Below are 26,366 nucleotides of genomic sequence, written 5' to 3' on the forward strand. Positions count from 1 at the left end.
AATTGATATGGGAATACTACAACGAGTGTCGTGGTTGTTCTGCAGCATGATTTCGAGTGATAATAAACAAAAAAAGGTATTCGTCAGGATATTTTGCCCTTCCAAATGAAGCGATATCGTCCAGGTCTTTGTCCTGGATCTCGGGTCGCTTTAAACCCGAGTTTTTCCAAAAGCTGCCACGAAGGCTGATTTTCTGGACGACATTCCGCGATAATTTGACGTTCTGGAAAAATATCGACTAGCTTTGCTAGCAGGGCGGCAACGCTCTCTCTTGCAATTCCTTGCCTTTGTTGCGCAGGATGAACCCAATATCCGACCTCAATCTCACATTCATTATGTAAGTGCGTACCAATCACGGCCGTCAATTCGTCATGCCCATGCATCCACACGCCGATGAACTGGTCACGCCCATTATCTTCCCCGGTGATCAGTTTCTGGGCGTCAAGCATTGTGAAAGGTGTTGGTAGAAAATGTACAATATCCGTAATTTCAGGGTGATTGGTCAGTTTTTGTAAAGCTGCCGCATCATTTCCGCTGAGAGCCTTGATAAGCAGACGTGGTGTCTGGATTTCTGGAAACTTCTTTAAGGTGTCTTTGGGGCGCACAGCACACTCCGTAGATAAAAAATGTTTTGGTCGCGTAAATCGTGTGGAGATATTGCTTGTAGCGACCGATTTTACATATTTCAAAGCGAGCGGATTATTTCGCCTGAGAAGCTACTCTTGATTTCTTATCTGACGTAAGCAGTTGAATGCACTATCTTAAGGTAGCCGCTCCGGGTCGAAGCCACCAATCAGGGTCGTTATCGACAAGGTCTTTCTGTGTCCATTTCTCACTCAGATGAATATCGATGGTTTCAAGTGGTGTATCGCCATTATTTTTGAATGCATGAGGGATATTCGCGGGTCCGAAAAGAACGTCACCTTCTTTTGCTTCTATGCAGACATGGCCGATTTTGAAGACACCTTGACCACGACGTACAATGAAAATTTCATCGTATGTATGGACATGTAGTGTCGGACCGTCACCTCGCGTTTCTTGGGTAAAATTTAGAACAGTGACATTCACGCCAAACGTCGTGCCGTCAAAATGCCCGCGCCAGGGATGTAGACCTGACAACCACATGGCAGCGGGTAAAGTTTGAATTCTATTCGACACGCTTTCAGCTCCTGACATTTTTTTGAACTACAAATTTAGTGCGATGAATTTCTTGCATGCAGGATCTTCGAATGGAAATAATGATTCAATATCTGATATATTCACCATATGAATGAGCTGAGACGTATCGACTTAAACTTGCTTCCGACGCTGTACGCGCTGCTCACGGAAGGACATGTCACGCGTGCTGCAATACGTTTAAATAAAAGCCAACCAGCCGTCAGTCATGCCCTCGCTCAACTCCGTGGGCATTTTGGAGACCCTCTCTTGGTCCGCCAGAGAGGCAATATGATATTAACGAATAAAGCACTGCAGCTTTTAGAACCTTTGGAAAAAGCCTTAAGTGGCATTCATACACTATTGGAGACCCCGGAATTTGACCCGAGTTCCTATAAAGGCCTTATAAGACTTTCTCTTTCTGATTACGCATCCGGGATTATTTTACCGCACCTCACTCGAATACTCCGAAGTACAGCACCGGGCATTGATCTCGGGATAAGCCAAGCGAGCCGGGACACAGCATTATCTCAATTACGCGATGGAGAAGTAGATCTCGCGTTTGGTATCTTTCCCGTGTGCCCAGAAGATATAAATCGCGAGAATTTATTTGAAGATCATTTCGTAAGTATTATAGATTCTTCAGAACGGTTACCATCAGAACCACTCTCTTTAAAAGAGTGGTTTTCCAGACCGCATGTTATGGTTGCCTTACGACCTGATGCTCAGGATGAGATCGAACAGGTTTTACTCGATCAAAATTACCATCGTCGTCTTATGCTTGTCATGCCCCATTGGAGCGCTGCAGTAGCGACAATAGCTGGGACAGATTTAATTTTGACTATCGCGCGACGATCGATCCGAGATCTAAGTCTATATCCCTCTTTGAGGATTTTTGAGCCGCCATTACAGCTTCCGTCTTTGCAATACCAACAAGTATGGCATGAGAGACGGCATCGTGATCCTATGCTTTCCTGGCTACGTAATATTGTGAAAACAAGTTGCGCTTCGATAGCGTCGACTGCCTTCTGTACGTCTAATGGAGTGTAATCTACCCTAAGCTTGGGCCTCATAACGGGAACAGGAGGGTTGCGGCGAAGCAGATTTCTGAGAAGAAGACGGTCGGGCGTTTGTCGTAGAATGTCGCGATCCGCCTCCAGTCCTCGAGCCTTCCAAGCATGAGCGCGATGCGGTTACGGCGTTTGTATTTCCGCCTGTCATATTTGACGGGTTTTTCGTGAGATTTCCGTCCCGGGATGCAGGGCTTTATCTCTTTCTCTTCCAAGGCATCATAACCTCGGTCTCCCAGCATCCACTGTGCAGCAGGAAGACTTTCCAGCAGGACAGCGGTAGCGGCCGCCGGTATAATCACTGATCTGTCCGGCTGTCATGAAGAAGCTCAACGGTCGTCCTTTCTGATCGTTGAGCGTATGGAGGAGTTTCATGTTCAGCCACCTTTTGTTCGTCCGATCAGGTGGCCCGGAACCCCTTTTTTAGCCGCAGGCTCAAAGCCGGGCGGTGTGCCTTGAGGTAGATCGCATCTATCATGATGGTCTGAGGCTCGGTCTTTCCGTCAGTCAGACCGCTCATCATCCCTGCGAAGACCTTCATGGCACCCCAGTGTTTCCAACGGTTGTACAGTGTCTTGTGTGGACCGTACTTCCGGGGTGCGTCACGCCAGCGCAGGTCGTTCCGATTAACAAAGATGATGCCGCGCAGCACGCGGCAGTCATCAATTCGCGGTCTGCCGTGGCTCTGTGGAAAAAAGGGCCGCAGACGCTCCATCTGGTCATCCGTCCGCAAAAAACAGGCCGCTCATTTCCAGTCTTCTCACTAAGCCTGAATCAGATTTACACAATCAAATCAATGGAGTCTTAGCCTAAGGTGAAGAATGAATCTGTTTACAAAGAGCAGTAGATACAGGCCGCTCTTCAGTGCAAGCATATCCTCATCACTCCATCTCACAAGTAGCTCGTCAATGTTAATGCCCTCCAAATTCATTGACGAGAATGGTACGGCGATTGAGCAAAGTAGTTTTGCCTAATCCGAGAAAATTGCCCAGTACTTGGGCCGGAATAGCCGCTCTCAAAACAATCGTCTTGCTTACGACGTGCCGAAATGTCCGCAGGACGGATTTGCTCGGAAAAGCGTCTCTCTAGAATTCGCAATTAACAATCACCACCTGACGATTACCTGAATATGCTCGGACGCTGTGCATTGAGCGTGGTGTTGAAATTGATGAATCCGGGCGTAGTCACGAACCCTATTGCATCGATTCCTTGCTTTGCCTCACCGGAAACGGCCCCGACATTCTGGACGATGCCATCCCGCACCACCGGGCTGCTGGAGACATGTCTCAGGGTAAACGAACAGCCTGTGTGGATCACAAGATCAAACAAATGCCTACCCTTTCACGATATGCGTACTGCTCTCAGTGAGACAAGTCCGGTATTAGAACCAGTAGGTTTTCCAGAGCCGGTGCAATGCTGGATACAGGCGTGCGTTCGTTCAGGCCATGCATGAAGGAGTCTGAGTTCTTGATGAAAATCGGACTGATCCCATAGCTCGGCACACCGTGATAACGAAACCACATGCTGTCACTGGCTCCCGACGACAGTGCTGGGAAAACAGCCACTCCCGGATAGGCAACCTGCATTCCGTGCTCAATAGCTTTGACGATATCCGGCCGCATCGGAGACGCAGCAGTCTGGACTGAACCTTCTGTTACATCCTCTATCTTCATCGAGGGATCCTGTGCGGCCTGCTGCAACTCCTCCATGATGCTTGGGCGCGGATGGCCTGGGAAAATCCTGCAATTGATATTGGCCGTAACCTTTTGCGGCAGTGCATTAAGCGCATGGCCACCGTCGATCATGGTCACAACACATGTTGTCCCTATTCGACCAATATAGGATGGATCTTCAGACAGGGTGTGAATGGCTTTTTCGTCCGCAGGATTTTGAGCGAAAGCCTTCATAGCGGCAGCCATTTCAGGTTTCTGCCAGCGTGCAGCATTCAGAAAATAGCTGCGGCTCAGCTCATTGACCTCTGGCTTGAAACGATGTTGCTGAATGCGCAGAAGATCTGCCGCAAGTTCATCAATCGCATTCACCGGCCGTGGTTCAGAAGAGTGGCCCCCTGGATTGGTCACGGTCAGACGGAAATCTGCATAATTCTTTTCCGCTCCTTCCCAGGTAAAATAATCCGGCTTACCCGTCTTCTCGTTGAGCGTCCCGTTTGCGCCATCCATATTCAGAACTAGCTCGGCATTGGAGAGCTTGTCCGCAATGATGGCGCCCGTCGCCATCGTCGTTTCTTCGTCTCCAGAAAACTCGAGGATGATATCTCGCCGTGGTTTGTAACCTTCGCGTTTGAGTTCCAGCAGGGCGACGATCGCCAGCGTGTCATCCAGCTTCATGTCCGTTGAGCCACGGCCCAAAAGATAGCCATTTTCGATCTGTGGCTTGAACGGATCATGCGCCCAGTCCGCGGCCTTGGCTTCCACGACATCCATATGCCCCGAAATTACCAGCGGCTTGAGAGACGGGTCCTGTCCGGGCCATCGGGCGATCAGATAGGCCGTATCCTTGTAAGGGGTGATGGTAATGTCGGACGGAGCAAACCCACCCTTGATCAGCGCATCACGGAACAATGCGGCCACGTCCGGCGTCTGGTTTCCTGGCCCTGCCACTGAGCGCAAGGCAATCGATTTTTCAGCCAGATCCAGCGCCTGTGCGGCTGCGGCATGATGGATGGCAGCATGGTTTTGGGGTGCACCCATCCCCTGCTCAAGCGTCAAATCGCAAGTCAGCAGCAGGAACCCGCTTTTCAGCACAGCCTTGCCAATCCGCTTCTGAGGAGGCTGCGTCCGTTTGAGTACTTTCATGCTTTGCTCCTGTTGATTGCCTGAAAATTCAAAGCCGAAACTACGAGCCAACGTCGTCCGGCAATCGCGCCAGACACATCATTTCGTGGGAATTTTTTTATCTTTTGCGTCGCTTCTGGATGCAATCACGTCCACCTCGACAAGCCAGTGAGGATTGCCCAGATGCGGAACCTCGATGACGGTCCGTGCAGGAAAAGCGCTTCGGAACTGAGTCCGATAGGCCTGCATCATGCCGTCGAAATCCATATGTCCCAGCCGTGGATCAGCGACCAGATAGATATGCATCTGCACGATATCCTGAAGCGTCATCCCGTAATGTTTCAGTGCCGCCGAGATCTGATCCAATGCACTTCGCGTCTGCTCAGCGGTTGTTGTGCCAGATATCCTGTCCGTCGCAGGGCCCAACCCTGAGACATAAACCGTTCTTGATCCAGCCGAGACCTGAACGGCTGTCGAAATCGGAAAATCATCTTTTGGATCAGAATAACGCTGAACGGACTGCGCAGACGCGCCTTGCATGCCCGCAGAGACCCCGACAACAAGCATACCGAGTTGACACCATCGGCGCCAGTTGCATTCGGACATGTCAGCAGGAAGAGGTGCGGGAGACATCACCGACACTGCTCCTTCGAGACACAAATGCATAAAACAGAGTGGTCACAATCAGGCTGACCAGCCAGGAAACGTCCACCTTGTGAACATAGGGAACCAAAAAACCTGTAAAGAATTCATTCTTCAGAAAAGGGATTTCAACCAGAACACCCAGAACGTAACTTCCAACAGCGGCCCAGTTTACATATCCGTATATGCCGCCGTCTTTCTGGAAGAACGACTCAACATCATAATCCCCATGACACAAAATATAGTAATCATACAGATTGATTGCAGTCCATGGCACCATGACGGCCATGAGAATATCCAGAAAAGCGGCATAGGACTGCATGAAGCTGTCCGCCATTCCCAGTGCAAAAAAAAGAGATAGTCCCAGCAGTGCGCATGTCAGCACCACCCGGCTCCTTAACGCGGCACGCCACTCAGGGAGAAAAGTCTGAATGATCGTGATGCTCGACAGCGCCCCGCAATAGACGCTCATCGCATTGGCCAGAGCGATCGATATGGACAGGACCACCAGAACCGGTACTCCCCAGAAGCCTGCCAGATGCCCCAATGACTGCACCACGCTTTCGCCAGGCCACTGCAGAACCAGAAAGGATCCCAGTATCATTGGCAGGATCGTCCCCAGAACTGTGCCTCCGTAACTCGCCCAGAATGTGTTCCTGACGGACAGGCTGTCCTCAGGCAGATACCGTGATGAGTCTGAAACGTAAGGTGCATAGGCGATCTGCCAGAGTGCCGAGATCGAAAACATACCGAAGAAACCAGCGATCGAGCCATGCATTTCCGTCAGAAGCGTGACTGGCATATGCCAGAACCCCACCACGAGACAGTACATGACCGCAATTCCGGACAGCCACGTCACGATCTTCGAGCAGGCATGAATAGCGCCATACCCCAAAATACAAGGTACAAGGCTGATAAACGCCAGCAGAAGAACTGCGGGAATGCGCCCGAGTAGAGGGAGTGCGTCGTCAAGCGCTTCGCCGCCTACCACACAATTCGAGGCCGCAAAGCCGATATACATCAGTACGACCAGAACAATAATGGGGACGGCCCCCCAGACGCCGAACTGTCCCCGGCTCTGTACCATCTGCGGTACACCGAGCACCGGCCCCTGTGCGGCATGGAGCGCCATAAAAACCGCGCCGACCAGATTCCCTGCTATAACCGCGACAATCGCCCAGATCAGGGAAAGATCGAAAATTTTTGGCCCTAATGCTCCGGTCACGATGGTCAGGAGCGTCATGTTCGTACTGAACCAGACCGTGAACAGGTCGCGGACACGTCCATGCCGGTGTTCTGTCGGAATCCGATAGATCGTATGGACTTCGACGGACTGGGTGAATTCAGCCCTGCGCCCCTGTTTTACCATCAGAATTCCGCCTTGAGTGTGCCATAGTACTGACGGGGCGCGCCAACGAGAAACGACTGATAATCGCCAGACATCGGAATCCCTGTCTCCCCCATCGTAGAAATGTATTTCGTATTCGTCAGGTTATAGACATTGAACTCGAAGGTCAGGTTCTGCACGAAATTCAGGCTTTTGGAATATTTTCCAAGATTACCGAAGCGGTACCGCGCCCCCAGCGTTTCGATCCAGTAAGAAGGAATTTTCATATCCCCTGTATAGCTATAGTTGCGTGTTCCGAGGAACTGGGTATCGAGATGCGCTGAAAAATTCTGCCACTCATAGGCCAGACTGGCTTTGTACATGAAGCGTGGATAAGCAACGATCTGCTGGCCTTTGATGTGATAGGTGGTTCCGGTTTCTGTAACGTTATTGTCATAGGTCGCATGATTGTAACTGATACTGTTATACAGCGAGAGTCCCTTGACGGGCATCAGTGTGAGTCCGGCATCCACACCGTTCATGGTCACACCGCCGACATTTGCAACCGTGGAAACCGGATTGACGATCGAGCCTGACGTCACCTGCTGCAAGCGGTTGTGAAAGTTCGTTCTATACGCATACACAGATGCCAATGCATATTTGTGCGTGAAACGATATCCGACCGCAAAATTCCAGTCCGTTTCTGGCTTCAGGCCACCATTCTGCAACATCTGGTTATATGCAGACTGCGAGACAGAAAAGGGTGAGGCTCCTTCCTTGAACGCTTGGACAGGATAGGATTTTACGTTCTCAGCAATATCGAAATAAAGTTCATGATTCTTCAGAAAATGCCAATCTCCGCTGAAATGCGGCAGGAACGCTCTGGCCGTCGTGATGCTGCCACCGGCAATCTGCCCAACGCCCGTATAGCTCTCGTCGTTGGCGTATTGTCCGCCTCTCACAGTCTGTAGAAGTGATTTGAAACCAAAATGCAGGGAAAGATTGGGAAGGACATGGTACGTGTCCTGTACAAAAGCCGTAAAGCTGTTTGAATTGAAGTTCTGCCCCCATAGTGTAGCGTATGGATCGGGAAGCTCTCCTACTGAATTGACAGGTTTGGCCTTGCCGGCTTCCACATCCGAAAGCAATGGTTCCTCGTAGGCAAAACGTCCGACGTCCGTATGAAAATTTTCGTACCAGACGCCACTGCTGATATCATTATGTGCGATCTGGTAATGAAGAGCAGACGTAAAACCGAAACGTTGGGAGTGAGTTACGGTCGCCTGATCGATCAGCGGCGCTCCATTGGGGGATGAAACATAAGGGTTCGCCCAGGTCCCACGCAAATACTGCCCGTGCCCATAAACGACACTTTCCCAGCGCAGACGATCCGTCAGAGCCAAATTGGCCTTCAGACCCCCCAGATAGTCACGCTCGACCAATGCACCATCGTAATAGGATGCATCCCAAGGATCGGACATCTTTGAGTAACCCGGCGGCAACGCCCCTCCCGGTAGACCATTTGCTGAAAGCGCGGATAAATACGCTTTCCTGTAGGCGTTGGGTGTTCCGTAGAAATTATCGATCCTGTATCCGCCATTCTTCAGCATATCAAAGGACATATCCTGATACAGGTAACTCTGTGTCAGGTTATAATCGAAGAAAGACGAAATACTGCTGCGCTCACCAATAGGTTGAACGAATTTTGCATTAACCTGCTGACCAAACTGGTCGCCGCCACCTTTCCATTTATCCTGCGCGTTGCGCATGTAGGAGACGTAAAATCGCGTAGCGCTCTTGTTCAGGTCACCACTGTCCATCCGCAAAAACGTATGAAAACCGCTATTTGAGCCAAATGTCTGTGATGCAAGACCGCCAGCCTTGTGCTTGGGGTCGGAAGAAATATATTCGACAGCGCCACCCAGATTGCTTGTGCTGGCAACGGATTCAGCTCCGGCTCCCATGGAAACATCCAGGCGTCCAACATTTTCGGCTGAGATCGCATTGACGGCGTTTAGACCATTGAACGTGTGAAATTCCTGATCGCCCAGTGGGATGCCATCCAGTGTCATGCCGATCTGATTTTGTAGAAAGCCGTGCATGTAAAACTGGGTAGACCAGGTATCCACACCCTGCGGATCATCGGACTGGAACATCACGCCTGGCTGACGTGCCAGGATCTTGAGTGGGTTGGTCCCAGGTACAGCGTCTGCCAATGCTGCCGCTGATACCGTTGTGACGGCACCACGGGGCACATGACGGGCCGTCACCTGCATATTCTCGCTTTCCAGCGCTTCGTGCGCTGTAACGCGGCGGGACCGTATAGCTTTCGGCCGGATGGAACTCGCTGGGGGTGTCGTGTCCGTAGTATGATGGGCAACAGAACGGGTCTGCTTTTTGGGATCTGCAGCCTGAGCTGAGTAGCAGGAAAACGCAGTCGTTGCGAGTATCCAGACAAGGAAGGAAGATGCTCCCTTTCGTTTTATGTCCGATGTAAATCCGATTCCTGACGCGGGAAAACAACAGGCACTCTGATTTGATAATGAAACGTTATTTTTCGGTACCATATTCCCGCACTTTCCCAAAGCAGTCGTTGAGGAGACACCATCAGCCGCTGACAGGCTACAGAGGAAACTGAGAGGCATTTTGCCTTTCCGGGATAAACCATGTCATTACAAAAAACGGTTGTCTATGTCTATTCTGATATCGAATTGGTTTTTTGGCGTTTGCAACGTCATGGATGCCATTTTAACAAACAAGGATATCCTATGAAATCTTCTGTAAAATCTCCTTCAATCAATACCTTATCCCTTGCCTATCCAGCCTGATCTTTCTCTATTCCGGTCTGCTTGAAGTGCTGTACAAAAGATTGGAAAAATATCCTCATACCTCTTTGGAGCTCTGGATATCGTAAAGAATCTATGGTTGTATTTACAAGTTGGAAGGCATTCCTTCCGTGGAGCTTTTGCATGACTGTCACTCCTGATCATCGGATATCTCCCCTCTCCCTAGCTCGGGCTGAAGTCCGTAAACTGCCGGTCTATAATGCTGGCTTGTCGGAAGGCGCTGTTAAGGAAAGATACGGCATTTCTCAGGTTACCAAACTGGGAAGTAACGAAAATCCTTACGGCCCATCTCCATTTGCTCTAGACCATTGGAAAGAAATCGCTTCCAGCCTGTTCCGCTATCCGGATGCGTCAGCCGAGGCGCTTCGTGAAGGGTTGTCTCGTCAGACCGGGATCGACACGGATCGGATCGTTATCGGAAATGGATCTGAACAGATCATTCGGATGATTTGCGAGGCGTTCCTGGGGCCCGGAGATCGCCTCGTTACGGTTCTACCTTCCTTCGGGCTGCATCTGATTTGGCCGCAGATGATGGGAGCCCGGGCAGAGGCGATCCCAATGACGCCAGAGGTCCGTTTCGATCTTCCCGCTCTGTATGAGGCCGTGACGTCTGCTCCACTCAAAGTCCTGATGTTCTCGAACCCTTCCAATCCTGTCGGGTGCATGATGACAGGCGATGCCATGCAGACACTGATCAATGCCTGTCCGGAAGACACGTTGATCGTCATTGACGAAGCCTACTGGGAATATGCACGTTCCACCCAGGATTATGCCGACAGTCTGTCCATTCTCGAAAAACAGTCCCGCCCCTGGATGGTTCTGAGAACCTTCTCGAAGGCTTACGGTCTGGCCGGGCTGCGGGTCGGTTATGCCCTCACATCGGATGTCGGACTTACCGCCGTCATGACGCGGGTCCGCGATCCGTTCAATAGCAACGGCGCAGCGCTGGAAATGGCGCGGTTGAGCCTGCTCGACCAAGACCACATGCTCAGGACGGTGGACGCAACCCTGATCGAAGGTCGTGTCCTGAAATCGGCTCTGGAAGAGCGCGGCTATTTCGTCGCACAGTCCTTCGCTAACTTCTTGTTCTTCGACGCACGCGAATCTGCTTTAGCCTTGGCTGAACGCCTGCTCGAACACGGGGTTATCGTCAAACCCTGGAAGGAGAAAGGCTACGAAAGCTGGATCCGGGTCAGCATTGCGCGCTCCGAAGACAGTCATGCTTTCCTACAGGCCTTCGATCATGTCCGACAGCCCCTCAACTCTCCCACAGTTTGAAAAGGAAAGCGCCATGACCGGTTCTTCCGCCGCCGAATGCGCCGCCCGGCGTCTCGCTCCTCTTTTCGGAGATCGCCTGACGGCCAACGCGACAGTCCGGGAGCATCATGCTCATGGCGAAGGGTGGCGTCACCCGGATCAGACCCTTCTGCCGGCTTATGTTCTGTTTGCCCGCACCACACAGGACGTGTCCGACGCTCTGAAAATTTGTCATGAGGAGAATGTTCCCGTCATTCCCTTCGGCGGCGGAACGTCCCTTGAAGGACAGCTTACTCCTGTTCCGGAGTGCATCAGCCTCGATCTGTCCATGATGACAGACATTCTTGATGTCTCACCGGAAAACCTGACATGTCGTGTTCAGGCGGGTGTGACGCGGCAGGATCTGAACCTCCATCTGCGAACACAAGGCCTTTTCTTCCCGGTCGATCCCGGCGGAGAGGCAACCTTTGGCGGAATGTGCGCCACCCGGGCGTCCGGCACCGGTGCCATGCGGTATGGCACCATGCGTGCGAATGTTCTGGGGCTGACGGCTGTTCTGGCCGACGGACGCATCCTCCGCACGGGAGGCGCCGTCCGCAAAGCCGCTACAGGCTATGATCTGACAGGGCTACTGATCGGCTCGGAAGGCACACTGGCCGTGATTACGGAAGTGCAGGCGCAACTCCATCCCATCCCCGAGGCCGTAGGCGCTGCGGTCTGCCAGTTTCCAACACTGGCCAGCGCCGTAGAGACAGCCGTTCTTGTCATCCAGTGCGGTCTGACGGTCGGACGGATGGAACTGCTCGACGATGTCCAGATGGATGCCTGTATCCAGTATTCCCGTCTTGAGGGCTATGAAGCCCTCCCCACCATGTTCTTCGAACTGACAGGTTCGCCCGCCAGCGTTGCGGAACAGGAAACAGTGCTGCGCGATCTCGTGGAAGGACAGGGTGGACAGTCTTTCCGTTGGGCCACCGCCACCGAAGAGCGTAACATTCTCTGGAAAGCACGCCATGATGCTTTCTGGGCCTGCATGGCCTATCGCCCCGGTTACCGAGGCATCACGACCGACGCCATCGTCCCCATTGCTGCGCTGACGGAACTCATGACAGGTGCCAGAGCCGATATCGACGCTTCTGGCCTGCTGGCTCCTATTGTCGGTCATGTCGGCGACGGTAATTTTCACACGGTCATTCTGATCCCGCCCAATGACGTGGATGCGGAAAGACGTGCTCTCGAACTGGATCATAAAATCATCCGTCGCGCCCTCTCACTCGGGGGTTCTGCAAGTGGCGAACATGGGATCGGCCTCGCAAAACAGCTCTTCATGACAGAAGAACACGACCCCGCAGCCCTCTCAGTCATGCGCGCCATTAAAACCGCTCTGGACCCGAAGAATATTCTCAACCCTGGAAAACTCGTTCCCGCAGACGCCCCATGACCCTCCGTCACATCCGTCTGAACAGCGTTCCCTGTACACTCTGGAAGAACGGCGCGGGCACGACCCGACTGCTGATTGAACAGCCTGAATGGCGTCTTAGCGTCGCCACCATCATCCGGGCTGCACCATTCTCCAGCTTTCCGGGTCTGTTCAGACAGATGGGACTTCTGACGGGAGATGGCGTTCGGCTTCTTCCCCCAACAGGCGCCCTCCCCCTTCTACTGGATCAGCCCGGTGATCTTCTTCGGTTCAGCGGCGACCTTCCGCTGACTGGAACGCCCCTGAATGGTTCCGTCAATGTTTTGAACCTGATGCGCTTTTGTGACAGATCAGGTCCAAACCTGATTAGCATCAAACAGGATACGCTTCCTTCAAATGTCCTGTTAGGTTTTATGCCCGTAGAAGGGCAATGGGACGTCATGATAGGCGGTCGGCACTACACGCTTGCGCCTGGCGACATGCTTCTCGACGAAGCCTCCTTTGAACTCAGCATCCTGAAGCCGGGTCAGATCGCCTATGGTATCAGCTGACAGGCCGAAGCATCGCCCTGCCCTGAGACCAAAGCGACGCAAGATCAACCATCCCACCCAGACGCAGGACATCGCGGATCTCATCGCCTAATCCGCTTACCAAACTGTTAACCCCTTTCTCGCCACCCGCGGCTAGCGCCCAGGCCCAGGGACGTCCGATCCCTACGGCCTGAGCACCCAGCGCCAAAGCGGTGACAGCATCCCCGCCCCAGCGGACACCCCCATCAAGAATGATCTCGGTCTCGCCCTTCAGGGCTTCGGCAATGTCCGGCAGGACGGAAAGCGACGATGGGGCCGGGTCCATCTGCCGCCCCCCATGATTGGAGATGATGACCGTCTGCGCCCCCGCTTTCTGACAGGCCAGCGCATCTCCCGCATCCATGATTCCCTTGACAGCAAGATGCCCCGGCCAGACAGACCGCAGCCACTCCAGATCCTTCCAGGTCAGGGTTGGATCAATCTGGGACGCCGCATTTCTGGCCTGTTCCATCAGAGTGTTCCCCATGCCGTAGGGCGCCAGATTGCCGATTTTCGGCATCCCGTTCCTCAGCATCCCCGCCGTCCAGCGCGGATGCGTGGCCATGGAGAGGAGATGCCGCAGGGACGGACGTGTCAGATTTCGAAAGCCATTCCGGGCGTCGCGCAGCCGGAGCGGCGTGATCGGCGTATCAACCGTCAGGATGATGGTCCGGATGCCGCACTCCTCCGCCCGACGCAGCATGTCACGGGTAATGCCCCGGTCGCGAAAGATATAAATCTGTGCCGCGAGCGTTACCCCCGGCACCCGGGAGAGCGTCTCCAGGGACTGGATGGCGAATGTGGACACCGCCATCGGCAAACCCGCCGAGGCCGCGACCCGCGCAGCCCGGAGTTCACCGTCCGGACACATGAGGCCGCCAAATCCCAGCGGTGCCAACATGAAGGGAAGCCAATGGAAGCTTCCCAGAAAAGACGCGGACAGATCGCAGTCCGAAACATCAACCAGACATTTCGGAACAACCGCCCAGCGGTCAAAGGCCAGACGATTGGCGCGGACGGTACGCTCCGAATGAGAACCGCCATTTACATAATCACGAAAAATACGGGGAAGAACCCTGTCAGCCTGACGATGCAAAGCCGCGACGCCATGATGGTTCATCCCCCGTTATTCTCCCGTCCTGATCAGTCTTCTAAAACAGGCAGGGGGACATCCGGCCCGACACACTCTCCAAGAGCGCCATCAATGATGAGCGCCCGGGCCGCCTCCATATCCGGCGTGAACAGGCGGTCCTGCGCAAAGAATGGCACGGTTTTCCGCAATGTCTTTGCGACTGAAAGCAGTGGCGAAGACGTTTCAAGGGGCGCCAGAAAATCAAGCCCTTGCACGGCCGCCAGATATTCAACCGCAATGATCGTCCGGACATTATCCACGATATCGCCGACACGACGCGCGGCAAACGTCGCCATCGAGACGTGATCCTCCTGATTAGCCGACGTCGGCAGACTATCCACGCTCGCCGGATGGGCCAGCGTCTTGTTTTCGGACGCCAGAGCCGCTGCCGTGACCTGTGCGATCATGAAGCCCGAATTCAACCCGCTGTCCTGCACCAGAAATGGCGGAAGGCCACTCATCTGCGCATCTACCAGCAGCGCCAGACGCCGCTCTGCAATCGCGCCTACCTCGGACACGGCAATCGCCATGAGATCCGCAACAATGGCCACCGGCTCGGCATGGAAATTACCACCCGAAATCATTTCGTCCGTGTCCGGGAAGTGGATCGGATTGTCCGAAACCGCATTCGCCTCGATCACCAGAACCCGCGCCGCCTGACGCAGATTGTCCAGACACGCTCCCATGACCTGAGGCTGACACCGCAGGCAGTATGGGTCCTGAACGCGCTCGTCATCTTCAAGATGCGACGCGCGGATGGCAGAGCCTTGCATCAGCGAACGATAAACCGCCGCGCACTCGATCTGTCCCCTCTGTCCGCGCAGTTCATGCAAACGCGGATCGAACGGCGCATCCGTGCCGCGTGCTGCATCAAGCGTGAGGCCACCTGTGATGAGGGCGGCGTGAAACAGACGCTCGGCATCCAGAAGCGCTGCAATCGCCAGCGCCGTAGAGGCCTGCGTGCCATTCAGAAGAGCCAGCCCTTCCTTGGCTCCCAGAACCAGAGGTTCAAGTCCGGCAGCTTTCAGGGCCTCGTCACCCTTCAGACGCTGACCTTCGTAGAATGCCTCACCCTCGCCGATCACCACAGCCGACATATGCGCCAGCGGAGCCAGATCGCCGGAAGCCCCGACCGATCCCTTTTCCGGAATGACGGGCACAACCCCGCGGTTCAGCATGTCCAGCAGAAGCTGCACAATCTGCGGACGCACACCTGAATAGCCGCGCGCCAGTCCATTGGCCTTAAGCAGCAGGATGAGCCGGACCACACGCTCCGGCATCGGCTGGCCGATCCCCGCAGCATGGCTTAGCACCAGATTGCGCTGAAGATCCCGCAGGCGGTCATCGGGAATACGGGTCTTCGCGAGTTTTCCGAAACCCGTATTCACCCCATAAACCGGCTCGCCACGCCCGACGATACGCTCCACGGATTCCGCTGCACGTTGCAGAACCTCGAAGGTCGCATCGTCAAGGCGAACATCCATCTGCCCGAAATAGAAGCCCCGTAGGTTGTTGAGTGCAATCTTGCCGGGGATGAGTGTAAAAATGCTGGTCGTCATGATGATCTCAGGCTCCGCGCGTAATCATGGGAAGGTCGAGGCCCTTCTCGCGGGCGCAATCTGTTGCAATGTCGTAACCCGCATCAGCATGTCGCATGACCCCCGTAGCCGGGTCGTTCCACAACACCCGCTCCAGACGCCGCGCCGCATCGGGTGTACCATCCGCCACGATCACCATGCCGGAATGCTGGGAGAAGCCCATACCGACGCCGCCGCCATGATGCAGCGACACCCAGGTCGCGCCCGATGCCGTATTCAGAAGCGCATTCAGCAGTGGCCAATCGGATACGGCATCCGATCCGTCCCGCATGCTCTCGGTCTCACGGTTCGGACTGGCCACCGAGCCACTGTCCAGATGATCACGGCCGATCACGATCGGGCCCTTGAGTTCACCACTGGCAACCATTTCGTTGAACGCCAGCCCGAGGCGGTGACGGTCCCCTAGGCCAACCCAGCAGATACGCGAAGGCAGTCCCTGGAAGTGGATTTTTTCCCGCGCCATATCGAGCCAGTTGTGAAGATGCTTGTCGTCTGGCAGCAGCTCTTTGACCTTCTGGTCCGTCTTAAAAATATCCTCTGGATCTCCCGAAAGCGCAGCCCAGCGGAACGGACCGATACCCCGACAGAACAGCGGGCGGATATAGGCCGGAACGAAGCCCGGAAAGGCGAAGGCGTCTTCCAGGCCCTCATCAAAAGCCATCTGGCGGATATTGTTGCCGTAATCGAAGGTTGGAATACCCTGACGGTGGAATGCCACCATGGCCTCAACCTGAAGCCGCATGGACTCCCGTGCTGCCTTCTCGACTGCTTCCGGATTGGTGATCCGCATTTTCTCGGCCTGTTCCAGCGACCATCCCGCAGGCAGATAGCCGTTCAGCGGATCATGGGCGGAAGTCTGATCCGTCACGCCATCCGGTCGAATACCGCGCCGCACCAGTTCGGGGAAGACTTCCGCGGCATTTCCAAGAAGCCCCACGGAAACCGCCTCACCCTTCGCACAGGCATCCTGAATCATATCCAGAGCCTCATCGAGCGTGTCGACCTGACGATCCAGATATCCCGTCTCCAGACGCTTGCGGATACGGGACGGCTCGCATTCAACCGCCAGCATGGACGCACCGGCCATGACAGCCGCCAGAGGCTGCGCACCACTCATGCCGCCAAGACCGCCTGTCAGAATCCAGCGTCCTTTCAGGCTGCCGCCATAATACTGGCGTCCCATTTCTACGAAGGTTTCATACGTACCCTGAACGATGCCCTGCGAGCCGATATAGATCCACGATCCCGCCGTCATCTGCCCGTACATCATGAGCCCGGCCCGATCGAGTTCGTTGAACTTCTCCCAGGTGGCCCAGTGCGGCACAAGATTGGAGTTTGCGATCAGCACACGCGGAGCATCCGCATGCGTCCGAAACACGCCAACCGGCTTACCGGACTGCACCAGAAGCGTCTGGTCATCTTCCAGATCGCGCAGCGCCTCGACAATCCTGTCGTAGCAGTCCCAGTTTCGGGCAGCCCGACCGATGCCACCATAAACAACGAGTTCGGATGGCTTTTCCGCGACCTCGGGATCCAGATTGTTCATCAGCATTCTGAGCGCCGCCTCTGTTTGCCAGCTTTTTGCCGAACGTTCAGGGCCAATCGGGGCGCGGATGACACGATCATTCGAAAGGCGGTTGCCGGGATCACTCATGGGCTTCATCCTGTATGAACTTGTATATACCAATACTCAGATCGCATCGCGGAATTGTCAATGCATTTATGAAATGATATCAGGATTTATTTTCGCGAGCTTGCTGCCTTCGGCCGCCAGCACAGTGCGGTTTCAAGAAGGCTGTCGATCATCCGGGACAAACGCGTCGCTTTTTGCAGGTCGATCGGCCAAGGTGTTTCTTCGCTCCGCAGATAAGTGGATTGTGCAATTTCAAGCTGGATGGCATGGATTCCACGCTCGGGCTGCCCGTAGTGCCGCGTCGTATATCCGCCTTTGAAGCGACCGTTGACGACATGACTGAAAGCCACGCTTGCTTCTAGCTGGGCGCCCAGCAGCGTTTGCAGATCTCCATCACAGGACTGACCGCTGTTTGTTCCCAGATTGAGGTCCGGAAGCGTACCTTCAAACAGCCGGGGAATAGCTGATTTGATGGAATGTCCATCCCACAGAACGGCCCACCCCCATTTCTGGCGCAATCTCTCCAGTTCTTCTGCAACAGCCTCATGATAAGGGCGCCAGTACGCTTCCCGACGCTCGGCGATCTCGCTTTCGTCAGGCTCCTGACCAGCCCGATAAATGGGCTGCCCGTCAAATGTCAGGGATGGCACAAGCCCTGTACTAGGGCGCCCTGGATAAAGCGCCGCATCATCTGCGCCGCGGTTCAGATCCACCACATAACGGGAATGATTGGCTTTTAGCACGCCCATGCCTTTCGACAGCGCGCCCGCATAGAGATGTTCCATATACCAATCGGTATCGGGCAACTGACGTCCTTGCGCAGTCATGCGCCTTTCCATACCCGGCGCCAGATGGGAGCCGGAATGAGGGAGCGTCACCAATACGGGCATCGTGCCGCGAATAAAGGAAAAAATATCCGTCATGATCAGGATTTCCTTGTAAGATCAGAGATCGAGAAGGGTACGTACGGTGCGCCTGAAGGCAGTCGTCACTATTTCCTGTTTTAAGTGTCGGCCATTGCGAACCTGCCATTGGCCAGCGCACAGCACATCCTTCACGGGAGGTTGACGCGATCCGAAAATAGCCGCGTCAAGAACAGCATCACCCTGAAGGTCTGGCAGTGGCAGCAGGTCCTCGTCCAACACGCACAGATCAGCCCGTGCTCCGGCAACCAGTCCCCAAGACTCCAACCCACAGGCACGACGTCCGCCATCCAGCGCTTGCCGATATAGCCATCCACCCGTAGATCCCAGCGCCTTCGCCGGGAGAGCTGCGCATCGCGTCTGCGTAAAAAGTCTCTGACCGTATTCCAGAGTACGCAACTCTTCCCAGGGGCTGATCAGCACATTGCTGTCGCTCCCGATTCCGAAACGGCCTCTCGCATTAATATAAGGTGCCAGCGGGAACAGGCCGTCTCCCAGATTAGCTTCCGTAATCGGACAGAGCCCCGCCACAGCTCCGGAACGCGCCATATCCACAACTTCGGAAGATGACAAATGGGTCGCATGAACTAGGCACCACCGCTCATCCACATCCGCCTGAGACAAAAGATATTCCACAGGCCGCGCGCCGACGGCGGCAATGCACTCCTCCACTTCCTTCTGCTGTTCAGCCACATGGATATGCACCGGCCCTGTCTGCGCAGACAGAAGATCTGCAACCGTCTTCAGGTCAACCGCACGCAGTGAATGCAGTCCCAGCCCTACGGAAAGTAGCGACGTTTCCGACCAAGCCGACTGGGCCTCGCTGATGATCTTCTCAATGAGTTCAGGCGTCGTCGCGAAACGCTCCTGTGCCTCCTGTAAAGGACGACCGTCAAAGCCGCCGCGCTGGTAAAGCGTCGGCAAAAGCGTCAGGCCAATCCCAACTGCATGTGCCGCCCCGCCTAACCGCAAAGACATTTCCGCCACCTGCCCATAGGATGCGCCGCCCTGTGCATGATGCAGATAATGAAATTCTGCGACCTGCGTATATCCTGCTGTCAGCATTTCCATATACAGGTAGCTTGCGATATCCTGCATCTGCTCAGGCGAGATACGATGTGCGAGCTGATACATCAGCCGGCGCCAGGTCCAGAACGTATCCGATGGATTCTGGCGGCTTTCTGCCAGTCCCGCCATGCCACGCTGAAACGCATGGGAATGAAGGCTTAACTGTGATGGAACAACAACCGCTTTGCGCTCTATCCCGGCAGGCGCATCGGAATCTGGGGTGATCGCGTCAAATCGTCCGTCAGGAGCAACGGAAATTCGCACATTTCTGTGCCAGCCCTCCAGCAGAAACGCCTGCTCAGCAAACAGTTCCATAACTTCAACGCCCCTTCCCTTGGTGTGCGGAAAGTCTTTTCTTTTCCCGTTGGTTGCGTGATGATAATGGAATTATAAGACTTGTATATACCATAACAACGGATTTGATGTCGCAAGGAAGAAAGCGGATGTGGGATACGCTCTGGACAGATATTCATGTTGCAACTGCCGATCCGGCACGCATGTCGGAAAAGGACGGTTATGGCTGCATCCACAACGCCGCTATTGGTATTGAAAACGGAAAAATTTGTTGGATTGGTGCGGCCAAGGACCTTCCTGAAGCTTCGCAGCCTCTGGCGCGCAACATTTATTCAGGGCATGACCTCTGGATGACGCCAGGTCTTGTGGATGCTCACACCCATGTTATTTATGCTGGAGATCGCAGCCTGGAGTTTGCGGAGCGCCTCAAAGGCGTTTCCTATGCGGAAATTGCGCGTAAAGGTGGTGGTATTCTCTCGACAGTCAACGCTACGCGCACTGTCTCCGAGAACGAATTGTTTGACATGACTGTGCAGCGCGTTCTGCGTATGATCGCTGAAGGCACGACCACAATCGAAATGAAATCCGGATATGGTCTGACTCTAAAGGACGAGCTCAAGCAACTCCGGGTTGCCCGTGCCATTGGCGCAGCCTTGCCTGTGCGGGTTCACACAACCTTTCTTGGCGCCCACGCGCTTCCGCCAGAGTTCAAGGACCGCCAGGACGACTATGTCTCGCATCTCATCAAAGAGATTCTACCGCAGGCCGCAGAAGAAAAGCTAATCGACAGTATTGATGGCTTCTGCGAAAATATTGCATTCACCACTGATCAGATTGAAAGGCTCTTTATTGCCGCATCTGCGTTTAAAATTCCTGTCCGCCTGCATTCCGAGCAGCTCTCCAACACTGGTGGAACCAGACTGGCTGCACGTTACGGCGCTCTTTCGACCGACCATCTGGAATACGTCGTGGAAGACGATGTTATTGATCTGGCTGATGCGGGCACGGTAGCCATGTTGCTTCCGGGAGCCTTCTATTTCATTCGTGAAACACAAATGCCTCCCATCAATCTGTTCCGAAAACATAATGTTCCAATGGGTCTTGCCACAGATTGCAACCCTGGCACATCCCCAAGCGTAAGCCTGACAGGCATAATGAATATGGCCTGCACCCTGTTTCGTATGACGCCTGAAGAGACCTTTTCGGCCGTGACGCGGATTGGCGCCCAGGCCTTGGGCCTTCAGAACGTCACTGGCACCCTCACGACCGGACGGGCCGCAGACATGCTTCTGTGGGATATTGCCGGACCGCACGAACTTTCATACTGGATCGGCGGCAAGAGGCCCATTCAGCGAATTTTTGACGGTAAACCGCTTCCTGTGGTATAAATTCTTATAGTCTTATCCATACAACTTCTTGTCTAAATAACAGTTTCGTCAGGATGTTTTTTTGGATTGCCGCTTCTTAGCTGAAGGACAAGCCGCGACGTGAAAATAGACGTCTCCCGGGAGCGCTCTCCCGCTCGGTACGAACAGGTCAAGCTCCACATTACCGAGCGTATTCTGGGCGGAGAATGGGAAGAAGGTCAGAAACTTCCTTCAGAAAGCGAGCTGGTTGATCTTCTCGGCGTTTCACGCATGACGGTCCATCGGGCTCTTCGGGAACTGATGACCGAAGGGATCGTGATCCGGGCACAGGGGGTGGGAACATTCGTTGCCCCCCCTTCCCCGAAAGCAGATCTGTTGGAGCTTCATGACATTGCTGACGATATTCTCAGCTCCGGCCACGCCCATACGGCCCGTGTTATTACGCTGGAAGCCATCCGCGCCGACGTCAATCTGGCATTTTCCTTCGATATGCGGCCCGGCAGCAAGCTGTTTCATTCGGTAATCGTGCATTTTGAAGACGATATCCCCCTTCAGGTGGAAGAACGTTTTGTCTCCCCTGCATTCGCCCCAGAATACCTTCAGCAAGACTTTACCCTGACACATCCACATCGGCATCTGTATCATATATCGGGCCCAGATGAGATCGAGCATGTCGTGTTTGCCGTCTCGCCTACGCCCGAACTTCAGGCCCTGCTGGACATTACCCCGCACGAACCCTGTCTCCAGCTGGTACGTCGTACATGGGTCAAGGGCCGGGTTGTCATGAAAGGTATCTTCACATACCCGGGAAACCGATACAGTCTCGGTGGTCGCCGCAAATCTTCATCAGAAGGTTTTTAGCCAGATTTTCCAAAATCCGTTGTGCGAATTCGGGATTAATCTTTGCTGACCAGCCGATCCTGTGTCTTAGTCTCGAAATCAGAAGCGTCATGACGTTCATGAAGCTGGCTGGAAAGTTCTCCTGACGTCCGGTTGACCATCCGTCCACGCTGCACGGCAGGCCGTTTCATAAGTCGGTCGGCCCATGCCTTGAGATGGGGATAGTCCTGTACGTTCAGGAACGTGGCCGCATCATTATAAAGCCAGCCTTCCACAACCCCTCCATACCACGGAAAAATGGCCATATCGGCAATCGTATATTCCTGGCCGGCTATGAACGGACTTTCCGCCAACCGTCGATCAAGCACATCCAGCTGTCGTTTGGCCTCCATGGCAAAACGGTTGATCGCATACTCGATTTTCTCGGGTGCATAGGTGTAGAAATGCCCAAAGCCGCCGCCAAGGTAAGGCGCGCTGCCAACCTGCCAGAAAAGCCAGTTCAGGCAGGCCGTCCGGTGAGCGATATCCTTCGGAATGAAAGCGCCGAATTTCTCGGCCAGATACAGCAGGATAGAACCTGATTCAAAGACTGCCAGAGGCTCGTCACCGCTATGATCGACAAGGGCCGGAATTTTGGAATTCGGATTGATTTCCGTAAAGCCAGATCCGAACTGATCCCCTTCTCCAATGCGAATAAGCCAGGCGTCATATTCGGCCTGTGTGTGTCCTGCAGCAAGGAGTTCCTCAAGCAGGATCGTGACTTTTACACCGTTAGGTGTTCCCAGGGAGTAGAGCTGCAGGGGGTGACGGCCAACCGGAAGTTTCTGCTCATGGGTAGCCCCCGCGGTGGGGCGGTTTGTGCGGGCGAACTTGCCGCCATTCGGGGTCGTCCATGTCCAGATTTTGGGGGGTACGTACTCTGAGGTTCCGCTCATGACACTCTCTCTTTTGAGGCAGTGGAAAAACTGGTCGGGTACATGGCCTGACGCGCATCGGCGTCCATAACGGTTTTGAATGTGTGCCTGCTCATGATGGCATGTGCACGATCGACTGCCGGACGGGCGTTCATCATCTGCATGAAACGAGCAAGATTGGGCCAGCGTTCCAGCGGTCTGTCTTCGTCTTTCATGACCCGTGTTGCCCGACCAAGCCAGCCCCATGCTGACATGTCCACAATCGTATAACGATCACCGACAATGAAAGATCGGCCTTCCAGATGAGAATTCAGGACCTGATAATGTCGTTCCGCTTCGCGGCGGTATCGGGTGGTCGCATAATCCAGACCTTCCGGCGCCGCATGCTGGAAGTGCACAGCCTGCCCCGAAAAGGGTCCGAGGCCTGTTGCAATGAACATAAGCCAGGATAGAAGTTCAGGACGATCCTGCGCTCTAGCTAAAAAATGTCCCGTTTTTTCGGCCAGATAAAGAAGGATGGCCGTGGAATCGAATAGCGTTGCGCTGCTGCCCTGCGGACCATCTGTATCCACAAGAGCAGGAACTTTACCATTGGGATTGATGGTCCGGAATGCGGCATCATGCTGCGCGCCGCGATAGGTATCGACGGGAATGGCTTCAAAAGGCATTCCCGTTTCAGCCAGAAACAGGGCAATTTTTTCCGGGTTCGGGCCGGGACCGTAGTAAAAATGAATCACGTATCACTTTTCTCGAGTCAACTCAGGAAAACTTTTGCCTGATGGCGACCGGACTGATCCTGATACAGAAGTGTCCGACCGCCATAGCATCGATGTTCAGCTGGCAAGCGACTGCGCTGCTTTCCGAAGCGCCGGAAGCATATCTTCTGGTTCTGGGCGGCGAGTATAGTCTGGATTAACCTCGGCGTAGAGGATCACTCCGTCCTGCCCGATGACGAAACGGCCAGGCATCGGCAGAGTCCAGCTATTATCTCCGTTGAAGGACGGAAGATCGTTTTTCAGGTTGGTGTAGAGTTCTACAAGATAGTCCGGCAGTGCGAAACGCAGACCGAACGCTGCTGCAACGTCGTTGTGCGTATCTGAAAGAATTGGGAAGTCGAGATGGTTCTGACGGACTGACTTACGACTGTTCACGGCTGTCTGCGGCGAGATGGCAATCAGGTTTGCACCGAGTTCCCGGAAGGATGGAAGTGCGGCCTCAAGAGCCTGAAGCTCCATATTGCAGTATGGGCACCACACGCCGCGATAAAAGCTGATGACCAGCGGGCCTTTGGCCAACAGATCGGCGCTGGACAAGGGATGACCGTCTGGGTCGTTCAGGGTGAACGCCGGAGCCTTGTCACCAGCCTTAAGCGTATTCTCTGCTGCACCTGAAGCGACCAGTTCAGCGGTTGCACGATGCATGACCTCGATCACTGAAGCAGGAACGCGATAGGGCGGCTTTCCAGCTTCGAAATCGGCTTTGAAAGCATCAAGTTTTGCCTGAAGGGACATGGGTTATTTCCTTAATTTATGGAAGTCTGAGGTTAGACTGGCTGGAACGGTCTGGGATGACACGAAGAAGGACTATTGCTCATTCCGTGCCGGAATGGTCGTCAGTCGGAGCATTAAGTGCGTGGGTCTGAGGTGTAGCCATATGCGCCTCCGCCCTGACGGATATGGCTCACTCCTAAGGGGCAAGCGCTTCGATACGGGCGATACCGCGTTGCACGGCAGGTCGGCTCTCGATGTCTGCATACCAGCGAGCAACATGAGGTGTGTCGTCGAGGGTGATGTTGGGAAAGTTGCGACGCCACAACCAGCCAAAATGAGCGATATCGGCGATGGTGAACTCTTCCCCTGCTACAAACCAGCTTTTTGCCAGAATTGTATCGAGCACGTGGAGCGTGCGTTTTGCTTCGGTCGAGAAACGCTCAAGAGCAATCGGTTCCGGCGCTGCCGCAAATTTCTGGAAAAACCCCGACTGTCCAAAAGCCGGGCTAAGACCGGAGGCGTGGAAGAAAAGCTGCTCGAAAACCCGGGCCCGGGATTGAGCCCCAGTCGGAAGAAGCTGGCCTGTTTTCTCGGCAAGAAATACAAGAATGGCCGCCGATTCCGTTAAGACGAACATGCGTCGCGCTTCATCCGTTTCCACGAGAACGGGCACCTTGCCATTGGGATTCAAGGCCAGGAACTCCGGGGTTTTCTGCTCCCCTTTGCGAACATTCACGCCATGAAGCGTGTAAGGAAGGTCCAGTTCTTCCAGTGCGATTGTGACTTTGACGCTGTTGGGCGTCGCGAAAGCATAGATGTCCAGCATCGGCGATTATTCCCTGGCTTGTAGAAGACGGGTAGGAAATGATCTGTTCAAGAAGGTCTTCGGCAATTTCTTTTCCGTCTTCGCTCCGGCCTGTCCGGAGTTTATGCCCAAGAGATGCCTCTTCCGCGCTCGACAGAGCAGATGTCTTGAGGCGATAAAGGTCATTCCCTGGAGGAATGTCATGGACCGTTATCAGGCAATGGCCACGTTCATACGCGTGGTAGATACAGGATCGTTTTCAGCCGCCGCCCGACATTTCGGCGTAGGGCAACCAGCGGTGTCCAAGACCATCGCGCAGCTTGAGGCGCATCTTCAGGTCAGTCTTCTCATCCGCTCCACACATGGCCTGACGGCGACCGAAGCCGGGCAGAATTTTTACGACCGGGCACGAAACGCCATTCAGGAGGCCGATGAGGCGGAACTTGCAGCTAAGGGAGCGGGAACTGCCCTGTCGGGACGGTTGCGGGTTTCAGCGGCAACAACGTTCGCAAGACTACATATCATTCCAGAATTGCCTCGCTTTCTGGAGGAACATCCTCATCTGACAGTCGAAATTCTCCTTGATGACCGGATGATCGACCTCGTGGCAGAAGGCGTCGATATTTCCCTTCGTATGGGGACACTTGCGGATTCCACTGCAATCACCCGGAAGATTGCAACGGGACGACGCTCGGTCCTCGCCACACCTGCCTACCTGAATCAGGCAGGGACGCCCCGCTCTCCGGCAGATCTGCCGAACCATGAAGCGATCATATACAGCCAACTGCCGACTGTATGGTCGTTCCTCCGAGACGGCGCTGCGATATCGGTTTCCGTAAGCGGAAGGCTCAGGGTTAGTGCAGCCGAGGGCCTCAGGGCTGCTGTTCTGGCGAATATGGGATTAACCATCGCGTCCGACTGGATGTTTGTACCAGAGCTCGAAGATGGCACTGTCGTTCGTGTTCTTGATGCCTGGTCTTTGCCTTCGATCGATCTGTGGGCAGTCTTTCCCGCGGGACGGATGATAACGGCAAAAGCACGCCAGTTTGCAGCTTTCGTAGAGAACGTGATGAAAACGGTACACGCTTCCTCGTCCTAAAAGCGAAAGGGAGTATCAAATCCGACAAAAGCTACGATACGAGTAGGGATCTGGATGGCGTCTTTGATGATGCTTTCCTTCTGGTTGGACATGTGTGACCGGTTTTCTAGAGCCAAATGCAA

The 26,366-nt window shown here is 54.2% G+C and carries 22 protein-coding genes and 1 pseudogene; 7 read left to right on the forward strand and 16 right to left on the reverse strand.

Annotation, left to right across the window (positions count from 1 at the left end):
- Positions 1–83: 83 nt before the first annotated feature.
- Both HKD21_RS09875 and HKD21_RS09880 read right to left on the reverse strand, forming a co-directional pair.
- Positions 84–605, reverse strand: coding sequence for a GNAT family N-acetyltransferase (locus HKD21_RS09875; RefSeq protein ID WP_194255540.1), 522 nt, complete (start codon positions 603–605; stop codon positions 84–86).
- A gap of 151 nt (positions 606–756) precedes the next feature.
- Complete coding sequence (locus HKD21_RS09880; protein WP_215748049.1) at positions 757–1,158, reverse strand: cupin domain-containing protein; 402 nt, start codon at positions 1,156–1,158, stop codon at positions 757–759.
- A 108-nt stretch (positions 1,159–1,266) separates the two neighbouring features.
- On the opposite strand from HKD21_RS09880, the gene HKD21_RS09885 reads away from it, so the two are divergent.
- On the forward strand, positions 1,267–2,205 hold the full coding sequence (locus HKD21_RS09885; protein ID WP_194255541.1) for a LysR family transcriptional regulator: 939 nt from the start codon (positions 1,267–1,269) through the stop codon (positions 2,203–2,205).
- Between the two features lie 19 nt (positions 2,206–2,224).
- Here the strand turns inward: HKD21_RS09885 and HKD21_RS09890 are convergent.
- From HKD21_RS09890 to HKD21_RS09910, 5 genes and pseudogenes are all read right to left on the reverse strand, one after another.
- Positions 2,225–2,940 (reverse strand): annotated as a pseudogene (locus HKD21_RS09890) (IS5 family transposase).
- 646 nt (positions 2,941–3,586) lie between these two features.
- Positions 3,587–5,041 (reverse strand): M20/M25/M40 family metallo-hydrolase, encoded by a 1,455-nt coding sequence (locus HKD21_RS09895; RefSeq protein ID WP_194255542.1) that lies wholly within the window; start codon positions 5,039–5,041, stop codon positions 3,587–3,589.
- Between the two features lie 78 nt (positions 5,042–5,119).
- Positions 5,120–5,653: a Rid family hydrolase gene (locus HKD21_RS09900; protein ID WP_194255543.1), complete on the reverse strand. Its 534-nt coding sequence runs from the start codon at positions 5,651–5,653 to the stop codon at positions 5,120–5,122.
- Positions 5,628–7,031, reverse strand: coding sequence for a purine-cytosine permease family protein (locus tag HKD21_RS09905; RefSeq protein WP_194255544.1), 1,404 nt, complete (start codon positions 7,029–7,031; stop codon positions 5,628–5,630). Before HKD21_RS09905 ends, HKD21_RS09900 begins: the two co-directional genes overlap by 26 nt.
- Positions 7,031–9,265: a TonB-dependent receptor domain-containing protein gene (locus HKD21_RS09910; protein ID WP_228121322.1), complete on the reverse strand. Its 2,235-nt coding sequence runs from the start codon at positions 9,263–9,265 to the stop codon at positions 7,031–7,033. Before HKD21_RS09910 ends, HKD21_RS09905 begins: the two co-directional genes overlap by 1 nt.
- Before the next feature lie 693 nt (positions 9,266–9,958).
- Between HKD21_RS09910 and HKD21_RS09915 the strand changes: the two genes are divergently transcribed.
- From HKD21_RS09915 to HKD21_RS09925, 3 genes are read left to right on the forward strand one after another with little or no spacing between them, the layout of a single operon-like run.
- A complete protein-coding gene (locus HKD21_RS09915) occupies positions 9,959–11,113 on the forward strand; it encodes a histidinol-phosphate transaminase (RefSeq protein WP_194255546.1) in 1,155 nt (384 codons plus the stop codon).
- 13 nt (positions 11,114–11,126) lie between these two features.
- The gene (locus tag HKD21_RS09920) at positions 11,127–12,533 is read left to right on the forward strand and encodes an FAD-binding oxidoreductase (protein ID WP_194255547.1); all 1,407 of its coding nucleotides are present in this window, start codon (positions 11,127–11,129) and stop codon (positions 12,531–12,533) included.
- The gene (locus tag HKD21_RS09925) at positions 12,530–13,063 is read left to right on the forward strand and encodes a HutD/Ves family protein (protein WP_194255548.1); all 534 of its coding nucleotides are present in this window, start codon (positions 12,530–12,532) and stop codon (positions 13,061–13,063) included. Before HKD21_RS09920 ends, HKD21_RS09925 begins: the two co-directional genes overlap by 4 nt.
- Here the strand turns inward: HKD21_RS09925 and HKD21_RS09930 are convergent.
- The 5 genes from HKD21_RS09930 to HKD21_RS09950 all read right to left on the reverse strand — a co-directional run bounded on the left by HKD21_RS09930 (position 13,056) and on the right by HKD21_RS09950 (position 19,750).
- On the reverse strand, positions 13,056–14,201 hold the full coding sequence (locus HKD21_RS09930) for an alpha-hydroxy acid oxidase (RefSeq protein WP_194255549.1): 1,146 nt from the start codon (positions 14,199–14,201) through the stop codon (positions 13,056–13,058). The genes HKD21_RS09925 and HKD21_RS09930 overlap by 8 nt on opposite strands.
- A 23-nt stretch (positions 14,202–14,224) precedes the next feature.
- Positions 14,225–15,772 (reverse strand): histidine ammonia-lyase, encoded by a 1,548-nt coding sequence (gene hutH / locus HKD21_RS09935; protein WP_194255550.1) that lies wholly within the window; start codon positions 15,770–15,772, stop codon positions 14,225–14,227.
- Between the two features lie 7 nt (positions 15,773–15,779).
- Positions 15,780–17,465, reverse strand: coding sequence for a urocanate hydratase (hutU, locus tag HKD21_RS09940; RefSeq protein WP_194255551.1), 1,686 nt, complete (start codon positions 17,463–17,465; stop codon positions 15,780–15,782).
- An 86-nt stretch (positions 17,466–17,551) separates the two neighbouring features.
- Positions 17,552–18,367, reverse strand: a complete 816-nt coding sequence (gene hutG / locus HKD21_RS09945) for an N-formylglutamate deformylase (RefSeq protein WP_194255552.1) — start codon at positions 18,365–18,367, stop codon at positions 17,552–17,554.
- Positions 18,368–18,388: 21 nt separating this feature from the next.
- Positions 18,389–19,750 (reverse strand): formimidoylglutamate deiminase, encoded by a 1,362-nt coding sequence (locus tag HKD21_RS09950; RefSeq protein WP_194255553.1) that lies wholly within the window; start codon positions 19,748–19,750, stop codon positions 18,389–18,391.
- Positions 19,751–19,803: 53 nt separating this feature from the next.
- Here HKD21_RS09950 and hutI point away from each other — a divergent pair, with 53 nt between their 5' ends.
- On the forward strand, positions 19,804–21,117 hold the full coding sequence (hutI, locus tag HKD21_RS09955) for an imidazolonepropionase (RefSeq protein WP_228121324.1): 1,314 nt from the start codon (positions 19,804–19,806) through the stop codon (positions 21,115–21,117).
- 99 nt (positions 21,118–21,216) lie between these two features.
- A complete protein-coding gene (hutC, locus tag HKD21_RS09960; protein WP_194255554.1) occupies positions 21,217–21,957 on the forward strand; it encodes a histidine utilization repressor in 741 nt (246 codons plus the stop codon).
- Between the two features lie 35 nt (positions 21,958–21,992).
- Here the strand turns inward: hutC and yghU are convergent, their stop codons facing one another.
- The 4 genes from yghU to HKD21_RS09980 form a co-directional block, all read right to left on the reverse strand.
- Complete coding sequence (yghU, locus tag HKD21_RS09965; protein WP_194255555.1) at positions 21,993–22,871, reverse strand: glutathione-dependent disulfide-bond oxidoreductase; 879 nt, start codon at positions 22,869–22,871, stop codon at positions 21,993–21,995.
- Positions 22,868–23,587, reverse strand: coding sequence for a glutathione S-transferase family protein (locus HKD21_RS09970; RefSeq protein ID WP_194255556.1), 720 nt, complete (start codon positions 23,585–23,587; stop codon positions 22,868–22,870). Before HKD21_RS09970 ends, yghU begins: the two co-directional genes overlap by 4 nt.
- 96 nt (positions 23,588–23,683) lie before the next feature.
- The gene (locus HKD21_RS09975; RefSeq protein WP_194255557.1) at positions 23,684–24,361 is read right to left on the reverse strand and encodes a peroxiredoxin-like family protein; all 678 of its coding nucleotides are present in this window, start codon (positions 24,359–24,361) and stop codon (positions 23,684–23,686) included.
- A 175-nt stretch (positions 24,362–24,536) separates the two neighbouring features.
- The gene (locus tag HKD21_RS09980; RefSeq protein WP_194255558.1) at positions 24,537–25,166 is read right to left on the reverse strand and encodes a glutathione S-transferase family protein; all 630 of its coding nucleotides are present in this window, start codon (positions 25,164–25,166) and stop codon (positions 24,537–24,539) included.
- A 181-nt stretch (positions 25,167–25,347) separates the two neighbouring features.
- Here HKD21_RS09980 and HKD21_RS09985 point away from each other — a divergent pair, with 181 nt between their 5' ends.
- Positions 25,348–26,244 (forward strand): LysR family transcriptional regulator, encoded by an 897-nt coding sequence (locus tag HKD21_RS09985; RefSeq protein ID WP_194255559.1) that lies wholly within the window; start codon positions 25,348–25,350, stop codon positions 26,242–26,244.
- Positions 26,245–26,366 lie beyond the last annotated feature (122 nt).

Origin of the sequence: Gluconobacter cerevisiae, assembly GCF_015244675.1 — a bacterium.
In the GTDB taxonomy this organism is placed as follows: Bacteria; Pseudomonadota; Alphaproteobacteria; order Acetobacterales; family Acetobacteraceae; genus Gluconobacter; species Gluconobacter cerevisiae.